This is a genomic window from Collinsella sp. AM38-1BH, from assembly GCF_003467545.1.
In the GTDB taxonomy this organism is placed as follows: domain Bacteria; phylum Actinomycetota; class Coriobacteriia; order Coriobacteriales; family Coriobacteriaceae; genus Collinsella.
This window is the reverse complement of sequence record NZ_QSHC01000007.1, coordinates 34,823-47,853: the sequence shown is the minus strand read 5'-3', so window position 1 is coordinate 47,853 and position 13,031 is coordinate 34,823. Positions and strand designations below refer to the sequence as shown.

Below are 13,031 nucleotides of genomic sequence, written 5' to 3'. Positions count from 1 at the left end.
AGGTCCCTGTCTCCACAATTGACCTAGAAAAGGCGCTCAGTCTGCAGAAAGTTTCCGCAAAAGCTCACGCGGTGCAGTGGACAAAGTCCATGTTTGCGAATGGCCTCGATGTGCTCGGGGCTTGCGTAGCCTTTCGATTCGGCCAAATGGTACTCGGGATACTCGGCATCGTACTCGACCATCATCTCATCACGCGTGACCTTGGCCATGATGGACGCCGCGGCGATACAGGCGATCTTGGCATCGCCCTTCACCACGTCGCGCTCGTTGGGAACGGCGCCCAAGGGGTTACCGTCCATAAGCACGCAATCGGGCTCGAGCCCCGTATCGGCCACGGCGCCCGCGACAGCGGCTCGAATGGCGCGGGCCATGCCCATCTCATCGATATCCTTAGGCGCGATATGGCAAAAACCAATTGCCGTCGCCACCTCGGCAATCTTCACTGAGAGCAACTCGCGGCGCGCCGGCGTGAGCTTTTTGGAATCGTTGATGCCCCAGACGCGCGGCTCCATAGGAAGGCAGACGGCGCATACCGTCAAAGGACCGGCCACCGATCCGCGACCTACCTCGTCGACACCAACGACTACCCCATCGCCGCCAAGCTCATGCATAAGCTCGTACATGTCATTGACGCGCTCGCGCTCGGCAAGTTCCTTGGCATGGCGCTTAAGAGCACGCTCGCAAGCCTTGATCACCTGCTGGCGCGGGTCCTCGCGATAATGCTCCACGAGGGCGGGGATCTCCTCAAACGTAGCGCTCGCCAACTCACCGGCAACCTGCGATGCCGAAACCGAGCTCGTCATATTGGCCATACCAGGCCCTCCTTGCATGCAAATCAGATAAAAAGAAGGGCCACCCGAAGGTGACCCTTGTGTCCAAACGAGTGGACAGACGCTGCGATCTTCTTAGCGCTTCTCGGGGATGCGAGCAGCCTTGCCCACCTTGTCGCGGAGGTAGTACAGCTTGGCGCGACGGACGCGACCATGACGAACGACCTCGAGCTTGGCGATCTTGGGGCTGTGAAGCGGGAAGGTACGCTCAACACCGACACCGAAGGACATCTTGCGGACGGTGAAGGTCTCGCGGGCACCGGCGCCGGCCATGCGGATGACGTCGCCCTGGAAGACCTGAATGCGCTCGCGGTCGCCTTCCTTAATGCGGTAGTGAACCTTGACGTTGTCGGCGACGCGAACCTGAGGAATGTCCTCGCGGATCTGCTGACGCTCGATTGCGCGGATGTAATCCATGTGCAATTCCTTACTCTTCTAGAGGTGCCGTACCATCTTGGCCGGCACGTAGTTGAACAAACGTATTCGAGTATACACGCGCGGGTTTCTGCTGCAAGAACAATTTTTTACGCAGACAAAAAGACAAAACCCGCACATGATAACCGCCCGCCTCGCGAATGAGACGGGCGGCATGAGGGGGGGGCTACACTAGGCGTCTACACCCAAAACGTTAGGCGTTGCGCTTGGCCTCGAGCTTGGCCTGAGCGGCAGCCAGGCGCGCGAGGGGCACGCGATAGGGCGAGCAGGACACGTAGTCCACGTCGGCCACGTTAAACAGGCCCTTGATGGACTTGGGGTCGCCGCCGTGCTCGCCGCACACGCCAAAGTGCATGTCGGGATTGGTGGCGCGGCCCTTCTCGACGGCCAGGCGCACGAGCTCCAGCACCGCCGCGTCGATGGTCTCGAAGGGGTTGTCTTTCAGGATCTTTTTATGCATGTACAGCGGGATGAACTTGGCCTCGGCGTCATCGCGCGAGAAGCCAAAGGTCGTCTGGGTGAGGTCGTTGGTGCCAAAGCAGAAGAAGTCGGCATGATGGGCGATCTCGTCAGCGACCATGCAGGCACGCGGCAGCTCGAGCATCGTGCCCACGGGAATATTGAGCCCGACGCCCTCTTCGGCGGAAACCTCGGCGATTACGCGCTCAATGACCTCGCGGGTCTGGACATGCTCGGCCGTGATGGAAACGAGCGGAACCATGATCTCGGGGCGCGGGTCGACACCCTCCTTGATAAGGCGGGCAGCGGCCGTGGCGACGGCGCGAACCTGCATGAGCGGCAGATCGCCAAAGACGACGGACAGGCGCACGCCGCGCAAGCCCAGCATGGGGTTGGACTCGACCATGCCGTCGATGCGACGCAGGCGGGCGCGCAGGGCAGTGAGCTCCTCCTCGGGAGCGCCGGCGGCCTCCTTCTTGGTGATGGCGACCTCGAGCTCGCGAGGATTATCAAGGAACTCATGAAGCGGCGGATCGAGCAGGCGGACGACCACATCGCGACCGGACATGGTCTTGAACATCGCCAGGAAGTCCTCGGTCTGAACCTTGAGCAAGTCGGCCAGGGCCTGCTGCTTCACGGCCTCATCGTCAGACAGGATAAAGCTCTGGATGATGTTCTTGCGATCGCCCAGGAACATGTGCTCGGTGCGGCATAGACCGATGGCCTCGGCGCCAAACTCGAGCGCGAGCTCGGCATCCTCGGGGTTGTCGGCGTTGACGCGCACGTGGTTGGCGTGACCGTCGGTCTCGTCCAAACGGATCTCATCGGCCCAAGACAGGATGGTGTCCAGGTCGCCGGTGAGCTCTGCAGAGACCAGGTCAACCGCGCCGTCGACGACGATACCCTGGGTGCCGTCGATGGAGATGACATCGCCCTCGCGCAGCACGCGGTCGCTGCCCTCGATGCGCACGACCTTCTCTGCCGCGTCAATGTGGAAGCGCTCAACGCCGCAAACGCAGGGCGTACCCATGCCGCGGGCGATAACGGCGGCATGGCTCGTCTTGCCACCGTGGCTGGTCAGGATGCCCTCGGCGGCGACCATGCCCTTCAGGTCGTCGGGGTTGGTCTCCCAGCGGACCAGAATGACCTTGTGGCCCTCGTTGGCGCGCGCGACGGCGTCATCACTCGAGAACACGACCTCGCCCACGGCGGCACCAGGGCTGGCGTTAAGGCCGCTGGCCAGGGCCTCGTACTTCTTGGAGGCGTCGAACTGCGGGTGCAGGAGCTGGTCGAGCTGCGCGGGATCGATGCGGCTCACAGCCTCCTCGCGGGTGATGAGGCCCTCCTCGACCATTTCGATAGCAATGCGCAGGGCGGCAGTGGCGGTGCGCTTGCCCACGCGGGTCTGGAGCATCCAGAGCTTGCCCTGCTCGATGGTAAACTCGATATCGCACATATCGCGGTAATGATCCTCGAGCGTCAGGAACACGCGCTCGAGCTCCTCGCCTGCGGACTCGAGGCCCGAGGTGGTCTTGAGGTCGGCGATGGGCTCGGTGTTTCGGATGCCGGCGACGACGTCCTCGCCCTGGGCATTCACCAAAAAGTCGCCATAGAACTCCTTGGTGCCGTCGGCCGGGTTGCGCGTAAAGGCGACGCCGGTCGCAGAGGTCTCGCCCTTGTTGCCAAAGGCCATGGCCTGGACGTTGACGGCGGTGCCGAGCTCGTCGGAAATGCCGTGCTGTTTGCGGTAAATGCAGGCACGCTCGTTCATCCAGCTGCCAAAGACGGCCTGGATGGCAAGGCGCAACTGGAGCTCCGGATCATGCGGGAAGACGGGCTTGCCGTCGGCAACCTCAAGCTCGGGATACAGGGTCGCCTCGACGTTATCGGAGAAAATACCCTTGAACGTCTCGACAAGCTCCTGCAGGTCCTCGGCCGAAAGCTCGGAATCGACGCGAACGCCGGCGACCAGGCGGGCCTGGGTCAGGGCATTCTCGAACAAGTCGGCGTCGACGCCCATGACGACGTTGGAGAACATCTGGATAAAGCGACGGTAGCTGTCCCAGGCAAAGCGCGGGTTCTGCGTCTGCGCGATAAGGCCCTGGACGGAATCGTCGTTGAGGCCCAGGTTGAGGACCGTGTCCATCATGCCGGGCATGGAGAACGGAGCGCCCGAGCGAACCGACACGAGCAGCGGATCGGAGGCATCGCCGAGTTTCTTGCCGCAACGGGCCTCGAGGTCCGCCTCGGCGGCAACGATCTCATCGAGTGCGCCTTCGGGCCAGACGTTGCCGGCACCGGAGTACTCGACACAGGTCTGGCAGGTAATGGTAAAGCCACCGGGAACCGGCAGACTGATGCGGCTCATCTCGGCAAGGTTTGCGCCTTTGCCGCCAAGCACGAAGTTCATGGATTTGTCGCCCTCAGTGACACAGGTGCCCTGGGCGTCGGTTCCAAAACGGTAAACCCTCTTGCAATCGCTCACGATACTTCCCCTTCCATGCGCTTACGCGCACGACCGTGGTAACGAATCGACCCGCCGGATGCGGGCCGTGAGGGAACTATACGGCGGGTTTTGGACAGGCTTGAGCAGAGGGTGCGCGGTTTGGTAAACGTGCTAAAACCGGCGGTAAACGGTAGGTAAAGGTGGTTACCTTATGAAGATACCACTACAAGGAAAGTGCAGGTCGGATGCGATGTTTTTGCTAAATCGCTTTACCATTTATCAGCATTAATTCCAAGTATTCTCTTTGGTTAGCTAAAAGAGCCCCGTCCCAAATTAGCTACCCAAACAACCTTGTCCCAAGTGAGCTACTTTTGTTGAGCGCGGCGGGCGGCACGGCGGGCTCTTGCCTCTTGAATCTCTTCGAGGTGAGCAATGATCTCGGCAGCGCTTTCCTCGATGGCTTTGCCGTCGGTACGCACTACAAAGCAGCCCAGGCGTTTCATGAGCGCGCGGGCTTCCGCAAGCTCACTACGCACGCTCTCGGGCTCGGCATAGGAGCCTGCGACGGCGCGGGCGTAGTCGTCGCCCAAGCGGCTATCGCGAATCTCGGAAATCACATCGACGGTCGAAATCAAGCCGAACAGGCGCATCGGGTCAACCTCGTAAATCGACTTGGGCGGCTCCATGCCATGCGCCAGTGGGACATTGGCGACCTTGTAGCCCTGATAGGCTAAATACATCGACAGCGGCGTCTTGGATGTACGCGACACACCCAGCAGCACGATATCGGCACCCGACAGATCGTCGCAACCACGACCGTCATCGTGCTCAACGAAATACTCCATGGCCTCGATACGATGGAAATAGCGGTCATCGGTCTTGTGAATCACGCCCGCAACGCACTTGGGCGGCACACCGATGAGCGACGACAGCACGGCAAGCGTCGGGCCGATCAGGTCGACCGAACGGATATGCAGCATACCCAGGTAATCGAGCACGCGGGCGCGAAGCGCCGGATCGACAATGGTATGGAACACGGCGACATCGCGATGGTCGGCATCGACGCGCGGCCCCACAAATGACTTGACCTGCTCCACGGAGGTCACCTTGGGCAGGCGCAAGAGACGAAAAGCCCCTTCATCAAATTGCCCGGACGCCGCGAGCACCACCTCACAAGCGGTATCGCCGAGCGAGTCGGAGATAACGATAACGGTGGGACGAGCGGTGACCGGGCAATCCATGCGGGGCTCCTTTTGCGCTTATGCGCAGGCTGGCTTACTTTTTGCGGGCAAGCTCACCGATGTTGGCAATGCCGGAGAAAACGGCCTCGAAGCGGTTGAGCAGCTTAAGGCGATTATCGCGAAGCTGCTCGTCCTTGTCCATGACCATGACCTCGTCGAAGAAGCGGTCGATGGGGGCACGCAGGGCGGCGAGGGCAGCAAATGCGGCCGGGTAGTCCTCGGCAGCAAGGGCGGCATCGACAGCGGTCTGAGCAGCCTCGGAGGCGTCGGCGAGCGCGAGTTCGGCCTCGCCCATCAGGGCGCGGTCGTACTCCGCACCCAGCTCGGGCTTCGAGATATGCGCGGCACGGGCATAGGCGGTAGCCAGGTTGTCGAACGTCTCAGCGTCGTTTTTGCGGGCCTCGTCGAGGGCGGCGCAGCGGGCGAAGAAGACGGACGGGGCGATAATGTGCACCGCGGAGACGGCGGCAACGGTATCGGCCGGGATCTTTTCGTCGCGGGCCATGCTCACCAGGCGGCCATGGAAGAAGTCACGAACCTGCTGCGCGACCTCGGCGGCGTCGAACTCAATGCCCTGCTCGCTATAGAGCTCGAGCGCAAAGTCGATGAGCGACGTGGGATCGATCGGCAGACGGTCGCGCAGGATGTTGATGATACCGATAGCGGCACGACGCAGCGCGTAGGGATCGGAGGAGCCAGTCGGGGGCTCGCCGATGGCAAAGATACCGGCGATGGTATCGAGCTTGTCGGCGCAGGCCACGATGCAGCCAGCGGTGCCCTCGGGCAGCTCGTCGCCGGCAAAGCGGGGACGATAATGATCGCGAATGGCGTGGGCAACCTCGTCGTTCTCCCCCATCGCGGTCGCGTAATAACCGCCCATCACGCCCTGTTGGCTCGTGAACTCGACGACGGCGTTGGACACCAGGTCGGCCTTGCACAGGTGAGCGGCGCGAGCGGCGTCGGCGGCCAGGTGGGCGCCCAGATGGGCCTCACGGGCAATGGCGAGCGCGAGCTGCTCAACACGCTCGGACTTGGCGAGCACGCTGCCGAGCTTCTCCTGGAAGGCGACCTTGGCCAGACGCTCGCGGAACTCGTCGAGGGAGATCTTCAGGTCCTCCTCGTAGAAGAACTTGGCGTCGTCCAGGCGGGCGCGCACGACGCGCTCGTTGCCGTCGATCACACGCTCGGCGTTCTCGGGCTTGCTGTTGGAAACGACCACGAACTCACGCGTGAGCTTGCCCTCGCCGTCATAGATCGGGAAGTAGCGCTGGTTGGTGAGCATGGACTCGCAGATAATCTCGTGCGGGACTTTGAGGAACTCCTCGTCGAAGGTACCGACGAGCACTGTCGGCCACTCGCAGAGGTTAATGACCTCCTCAAAGACCTTCTTGGGCGTATCGACATGGCAGCCGGGGCGAGCGGCCTCGACCTCGGAGATACCGGCAAGGATGGCCTCGCGACGGCGCTCGGCAGAAAGCACGCCGGCGTCCTCGAGTACCTGCTCGTAGGCGGCGGGGCTGGCGACAACGTGGTCACCGGGGCCGAGCACGCGATGGCCGCGCGTGGTGTTGCCGCTCGTCACGTCGGCAAACGACACGGGCACAACATCCTCGCCCAGAAGGCAGCAAATCCAGCGGACCGGACGCACGAACGTCGCGTGCTCGTGGCCCCAGCGCTGGGAGCGGTAGTTGGGCCACTGCAGGCCGGCAATGGTCTTCTCGCACAGGGCCGTCAGGATCGGGGTTGCCGGTGCGGAGGGAATGTTCTTCTCGGCAAAGACATACTCGCGACCGTCGGTATCCTCACGACGGACCAGGTCCTCGGCAGCCACACCGCACTTGCGGGCGAAGCCCTGGGCGGCCTTGGTGGCGTTACCGTCAGCGTCGAAGGCGATGTTTGCCGCGGGGCCACGCTTGACCTCGTGAACCTCATCGGTCGCGGTGGCAACGTCGGCAACGAGCGCAGCCAGGCGACGCGGGCTCGAGATCACGCGGACCTCGCCGTGGGCCAGACCGGCCTCGTCGAGACCCTTGGCGATCATGGTACCAAGCTGCTTGACGGCATTGTTCAGCGGTGCAGAGGGCATTTCCTCCGTACCGATCTCAAACAGGAAATCCTTAGCGTCTGCCATGGCTTACGCCACCTCGCCTTCCTGGTCGGCATTCTCGTTGACTCCGGCGACCTCGGCCATGTAGGCCTCGCAGCACGCCTTGGCGACGGCGCGGACGCGCAGGATGTAGTTGGCACGCTCGACCGCGGACAGGGCGCCGCGGGCATCGAGCAGGTTGAAGGCGTGGCTGCACTTCATGACACAGTCGTACGCCGGCAACGGCAGCTTGCGCTCCAGGCAGGAATGGCACTCGGCCTCGTAGTCGTCAAACTTCTGACGCATCATCTCGACGTTGGCGACCTCAAAGTTATAGGCACTGAACTCGCGCTCGTTCTCGAGGAACACGTCGCCGTAGGTCATGGGCGTGCCGTCGGGCAGATAGCTCCACACCAGATCGTATACCGAGTTGACGCCCTGAGCGTACATGGCGATACGCTCCAGGCCATAGGTGATCTCGACGGGCACGGGGTCGACCTCGATACCGCCCACCTGCTGGAAGTACGTGAACTGCGTGACCTCCATGCCGTTGAGCCAGACCTCCCAGCCAAGGCCCCAGGCGCCCAGGGTCGGGCTCTCCCAGTCGTCCTCGACAAAGCGGACGTCATGGTCGTTGGGGTCCAGGCCAATGGCGGCAAGAGACCCCAGGTAAAGCTCCTGGGCGTTGACCGGCGAGGGCTTGATGAGCACCTGGAACTGATAGTAGTGCTGCATGCGGTTGGGGTTCTCGCCGTAGCGACCGTCGGCGGGACGGCGGCAGGGCTGCGCATAGCAGGTGCGCCATTCGGCAGGACCGAGCGAGCGCAGCGTGGTGGCGGTATGGAAGGTACCGGCACCGACCTCGGAGTCATAGGGCTGCATAATGACGCAGCCCTGCTCGCCCCAGTACTGCTGGAGGCGCAGGATGATGTCTTGGAAGGAAAGCGATGAAGCGTTCATGCCTCTAATATCCCCTCGTCGAAACGATTACACGGTTAGGTACTGTACTATAGCGGTTTTTAGTCGATAGCGCCGATGCGGTTGAGCGGCCAGTAGCGCACAAGCGCCACAGCGATCAAATCAGAGCGATCGACGGGACCAAAGTAGCGCGAGTCGGCAGAGTTTTCGCGGTTGTCGCCCATCACCCACACGCACCCGTCGGGAACGGTGTAGGGATAACTCACCTGGGCGGCGGGCGCCTGGACCGAAAGCGGCCAGCTCATGCCCGTCGTATAGTCCTCGTCGAGCGCTTGGCCGTCAACGACGACCTTGCCGTCCTGAAGGTCGACCGTCTGGCCGGCCGTGGCGATGACGCGCTTTACCAGCACGTCATGCTCGGATGTGGCATCGGGGTTGTGAAACACCACGATATCGCCCTGTTTGACGGGCTGTCCGAGTTCGAGCGTCACCTTCTGCGCCAGAATCTGATCGCCGATCTCGATCGTGTCCTCCATGGAACCGGTGGGCACTACAAAGGGCTCGACCACAAACGAGCGAATCAAGAAGGTGGCGACCAGTGCGATCGCGATGACCGCGATCCACTCAAAAGCGCCCCTCAACGCGGAATGTTGCGTAGGAACCATATTCACTCCTCGCTCTGCGAATACGAAGCGTCAAGGATCACCTGCGCGTAAGCGCGCTCCTCGGGCGTGAGCCGCGCCGTCTCGATCAAGTCCGGACGCCAGCGGCAGGTGCGCTCGATGGCGTTCTTGCGACGCCAGGCATCGACCTTGGCGTGATCGCCGCTCACGAGCACCGGAGGCACGCCCTCGCCGTTGAACTCGGCGGGGCGGGTGTACTGCGCGTACTCGAGCAGGCCTCCGTCCTCGGCGGTCGAGAACGACTCGTCCACGTTGCTCATCTCGTCACCAAGGGCGCCGGGGATCAGGCGTACGACGGCATCGGCAACGACCATAGCGGGAAGCTCGCCGCCCGTGAGCACGTAATCGCCGATCGACAGGCGCTCGTCGGCATACGCATAGGCACGCTCGTCGACACCTTCGTAACGGCTGCACACAAACAGCAGGCGCTCGCTTTTGAGCAGGCGCTCGGCCACATGCTGCGTAAAAGGCTCGCCGCACGGGGTGAAGAACACCACCGTCGGCTTGGGGCCCTCCGCGCTAATGGCCTCGATGGCCTCGGCGATAGGCTCGACCTTCATGAGCATGCCCTGCCCGCCGCCGTACGGCTCGTCATCGACGGTACGATGACGGTCGTGCGTCCAGTCGCGCAGGTTATACGCCTTAAAATCAAAAAGGCCGGCCTTGCGGGCGCGGCCCAAAATCGATGTGGACATGACGGGCTCAAACATCTCGGGAAAGACCGAAAGGGTCTCAATCAGCATGTTGTCCTCCCTACTTGTCCATATCGATCAGGCCGTCCATAACGTGGACGGAAATTGTTCCTGTGTCGGGAAGATCGAGCACAACCTGCTCGATCACGGGAATCAGTACCTCGCCGTACCGATCGCCCTCGACAACCCAAACATCGTTAGCGGGCGTCGACATGATCTCGACGATCGTACCGAGTGAACCGAAGCGCTCGTCGACCACCTCGCGACCCATCAGGTCGGAATAGGCGGCGTCGAGTGAATCGAGCTCAAAATCGTCACGATTTGCCAACACATAGCATCCCGTGATGCCCTCGGCGGCCGTCAAGTCGTCAATGCCCTCAAACGAGACCAGATCGCCATCGCCCGTATCGGTGACGGACACGACCGTGCAAAAGCGGTCGCGCTTGAGCGCCGGCGGCGTCAGGGCGACGCGCATACCCGGCTCTAATACAGAAGGAAGCCCCCGCAGCGGCTGCGCGAGGACCTCCCCCTTCCTTCCGTGCGGCTTGACCACACGGGCGATGTTTTTGTACTGGGACCTCAAGGTCCTAGCCCAGAACCTCTACCTCGACAGCAGTGTCGAGGCGAGCGGCCAGTGCACGGGCGAGCGTGCGAATGGCCTTGATGGTACGGCCACGACGGCCGATGACCTTAGCGACGTCATCCTCGGCGACCGAAACCTCAATCGTGGAGGCGTCGTCACCATCGATGACCTCAAGGCTCACGGAATCCGGGTCGTCGACGATCTGAACAACGAGATATTCGACGAGATCGGCGATGCGATCTGAGAGCATTGCCTCACCCTCGAGCTGTGCAGCGTCAACCTCAGGCACGATTTACTCCTCGGCGCCCTCAGCGGCCTCAGCGGCCTCGGCCTCTTTGGCGAGCTGCTTCTTGGACTTCTTGACGACGGTCTCGGTCTTCTCACCCTCGTTGGCGGCCTTGACCAGAGCGGCGACGGCGTCGGTGAGCTGAGCGCCCTTGGACTGCCAGTCGGCGATCTTCTCGAGGTCGAGATTGATGGTCTTGGGGGCGGTCATCGGGTTGTAGCGGCCAACCTCCTCGATGATACGACCGTCACGCGGGGCGCGGGAATCGGCGACGACGACACGGTAGTACGGACGCTTCTTAGCGCCGTGACGAGCAAGGCGAATCTTGACTGCCAAAGGAAACTCCTCCAACCAAGCAGCTTTAGGCTGCAACTACAAACAAACAGTTGAACATAATACGCCATCGACGCGGGCAGGTGAAGTCCGTGAGACCAACTTCTTCGGTGTAGTCGAGGGCAAATCCATATCTTAGACAAGAATTCGGGATTTGCAAGCACATACACGCACCCCACATGAGCTGCGCGGTATACTCATGACATGGAAAGACGCGAACATACATACGGTTATGAGGATGCCATGGGCGTCACGCCGCCGCCCTGGACGGGTCCGGCGGTGGGCCTCATGGACCTCGATGCGTTTTTTGCGAGCGTGGAGATGCTCGATCATCCCGAATGGCGCGGAAAGCCGCTCATCGTGGGCGGAGACGCCGATTCGCGTGGCGTCGTGTCCACGTGTTCGTATGAGGCACGTCGCTTTGGCGTGCACTCTGCCATGGCCTCGGCCGAGGCGCGGCGCTTGTGCCCGCAAGCCATTTGGACGCACGGGCACTTTGATCGCTACCGCGAGGTGAGCGCGCAGGTCATGGCGATTCTTGCCGAGGAGACGCCGCGCGTTGAGCGCGTATCCATCGACGAAGCCTTTATCGATATCACACCGGGTCGCTTTGCGCCCGAAGACCCGCTACTGGTTGCGCGGCGTATAAGCGACCGCGTGGCAGCGCTGGGAGTGACCTGCTCCATTGGCGTGGGCTGCAACAAGACGGTCGCAAAGATCGCAAGCGAGCGGGATAAGCCGTTTGGGCTGACCATCGTGCGCCCCGGAACCGAGCAGCGCTTTTTGGCCGCGCTGCCGGTATCTGCCATGAGCGGCATCGGGCGCTCGGCCGAGGAGCGACTGCGCCGCATGCGCATCTACACGCTCGGCGAGCTGTCACGTTCACCGGAATCAACCTTGGCCTCTATTTTTGGCGTCAACGGCGAACGCATGCGCCAGCGTGCGCTGGGACTCGAAATATCCGAAGTAACAAGCCTCGATGAGGAACGCGAGGTTAAATCCGTGAGCAATGAGCGCACCTTTGCGAAAGATTTGACTGAGCGTGGGGACATCGAAGCGGCGATTGCGCTGTTGGGAGAGTCGGTTGGACGCCGCCTGCGCCGTCAGGGACTGACGGGCGGCACGGTAACGCTCAAGCTTAAGTATTCGTATGGCAGCGGACGCACGGCGCAGCGGCGGCTTCCCCACCCCACCGACGATGAGAACATCTTTGTGGCGGTTGCGCTCGAACTGCTCGACAACATCTGGCAGGAAGGCATGCATGTGCGTCTGGCGGGTATCGGGATGAGCGACTTTGACCATCAGGGCGGCATCCAGACCGACCTGTTCTGCGAAGTCGACGACCGCGGAGCCCAATCAAGCGACCGTCGCGACCTCTCAGTCGCGATCGATGCCGTCCGAGACAAGTTCGGCGACACCGCCCTATCTTTCGGCCGCCAATCCCGCTTCAACGATTAACCGCCTTTGGGCAAAAAGAAAGCCGGGCAGGTACGGAAAACCGCAACTGCCCGGCAAAATGCGCGAGGCTAACTAAAAGCCCCGTATCAAATGAGCCACTAGAGGAGGTCGAGGGGGAGCTGGGGGGCGTCACCCCAGAGCTTTTCTAGACGGTAGAAGTCGCGGGCTTCGGGAGTGAAGACGTGAACGACGACCGAGCCGTAGTCCATGAGCATCCAGGTCTTCTGCTCACGGCCCTCGATGGAGAACGGATGCTCGCCGCAAGCCTCGGCGACCTTCTCCTCGATCTCGTCGACGATCGAATCGACCTGACGGTTATTGGTACCGGTGGCGAGCACAAAGTAATCGCACACGTCGGAGAGCTCGGTCAGATCGAGCACCTGCACGTCCTCGCCTTTCTTGTCGTAGGCGGCCTGCGCGGCGGCGCGGGCGACATCCTCGGCGGCGACACCGCTCGTGGACAGCGAGGCAGCGGTGCGGTCGGACGTGGCAACGAAGCTCTTGTGCTCCACACCTTCAAGAATCTGCTCGTCGGTCATGGTCTCATCGGCCATGGAATACCTCTTTCTAGACACACCCGA

The 13,031-nt window shown here is 62.0% G+C and carries 13 protein-coding genes; 1 reads left to right on the top strand and 12 read right to left on the bottom strand.

Annotation, left to right across the window (positions count from 1 at the left end):
* Nucleotides 1–23: 23 nt before the first annotated feature.
* The 11 genes from DW870_RS04420 to rpsP form a co-directional block, all read right to left on the bottom strand.
* Entirely contained in the window at nucleotides 24–812 is a 789-nt protein-coding gene (locus DW870_RS04420) for a ribonuclease HII (protein WP_117639929.1), read from the bottom strand.
* 93 nt (nucleotides 813–905) lie between these two features.
* Nucleotides 906–1,247: a 50S ribosomal protein L19 gene (gene rplS / locus DW870_RS04415; protein ID WP_006236098.1), complete on the bottom strand. Its 342-nt coding sequence runs from the start codon at nucleotides 1,245–1,247 to the stop codon at nucleotides 906–908.
* Between the two features lie 211 nt (nucleotides 1,248–1,458).
* Nucleotides 1,459–4,209 (bottom strand): pyruvate, phosphate dikinase, encoded by a 2,751-nt coding sequence (gene ppdK, locus DW870_RS04410; protein WP_117876990.1) that lies wholly within the window; start codon nucleotides 4,207–4,209, stop codon nucleotides 1,459–1,461.
* Between the two features lie 326 nt (nucleotides 4,210–4,535).
* Nucleotides 4,536–5,411, bottom strand: a complete 876-nt coding sequence (locus DW870_RS04405; protein ID WP_117876988.1) for a pyruvate, water dikinase regulatory protein — start codon at nucleotides 5,409–5,411, stop codon at nucleotides 4,536–4,538.
* A gap of 34 nt (nucleotides 5,412–5,445) precedes the next feature.
* Nucleotides 5,446–7,542: a glycine--tRNA ligase subunit beta gene (gene glyS / locus DW870_RS04400; RefSeq protein WP_117876986.1), complete on the bottom strand. Its 2,097-nt coding sequence runs from the start codon at nucleotides 7,540–7,542 to the stop codon at nucleotides 5,446–5,448.
* 3 nt (nucleotides 7,543–7,545) lie between these two features.
* Nucleotides 7,546–8,457 (bottom strand): glycine--tRNA ligase subunit alpha, encoded by a 912-nt coding sequence (locus DW870_RS04395; RefSeq protein ID WP_006236091.1) that lies wholly within the window; start codon nucleotides 8,455–8,457, stop codon nucleotides 7,546–7,548.
* A gap of 59 nt (nucleotides 8,458–8,516) precedes the next feature.
* Nucleotides 8,517–9,080, bottom strand: a complete 564-nt coding sequence (gene lepB, locus DW870_RS04390; protein ID WP_117876984.1) for a signal peptidase I — start codon at nucleotides 9,078–9,080, stop codon at nucleotides 8,517–8,519.
* Between the two features lie 2 nt (nucleotides 9,081–9,082).
* On the bottom strand, nucleotides 9,083–9,841 hold the full coding sequence (gene trmD / locus DW870_RS04385; RefSeq protein WP_089573450.1) for a tRNA (guanosine(37)-N1)-methyltransferase TrmD: 759 nt from the start codon (nucleotides 9,839–9,841) through the stop codon (nucleotides 9,083–9,085).
* A 10-nt stretch (nucleotides 9,842–9,851) separates the two neighbouring features.
* A complete protein-coding gene (gene rimM, locus DW870_RS04380; protein ID WP_089573449.1) occupies nucleotides 9,852–10,373 on the bottom strand; it encodes a ribosome maturation factor RimM in 522 nt (173 codons plus the stop codon).
* Nucleotides 10,374–10,377: 4 nt separating this feature from the next.
* Complete coding sequence (locus DW870_RS04375; RefSeq protein WP_171021534.1) at nucleotides 10,378–10,623, bottom strand: KH domain-containing protein; 246 nt, start codon at nucleotides 10,621–10,623, stop codon at nucleotides 10,378–10,380.
* Nucleotides 10,624–10,665: 42 nt separating this feature from the next.
* The gene (gene rpsP, locus DW870_RS04370) at nucleotides 10,666–10,995 is read right to left on the bottom strand and encodes a 30S ribosomal protein S16 (RefSeq protein ID WP_117876982.1); all 330 of its coding nucleotides are present in this window, start codon (nucleotides 10,993–10,995) and stop codon (nucleotides 10,666–10,668) included.
* A gap of 201 nt (nucleotides 10,996–11,196) precedes the next feature.
* Between rpsP and dinB the strand changes: the two genes are divergently transcribed.
* Nucleotides 11,197–12,450, top strand: coding sequence for a DNA polymerase IV (gene dinB, locus DW870_RS04365; RefSeq protein ID WP_197032155.1), 1,254 nt, complete (start codon nucleotides 11,197–11,199; stop codon nucleotides 12,448–12,450).
* Nucleotides 12,451–12,548: 98 nt separating this feature from the next.
* Here dinB and rsfS read toward each other — a convergent pair whose 3' ends face one another.
* Nucleotides 12,549–13,004: a ribosome silencing factor gene (gene rsfS, locus DW870_RS04360; RefSeq protein WP_117876980.1), complete on the bottom strand. Its 456-nt coding sequence runs from the start codon at nucleotides 13,002–13,004 to the stop codon at nucleotides 12,549–12,551.
* Nucleotides 13,005–13,031 lie beyond the last annotated feature (27 nt).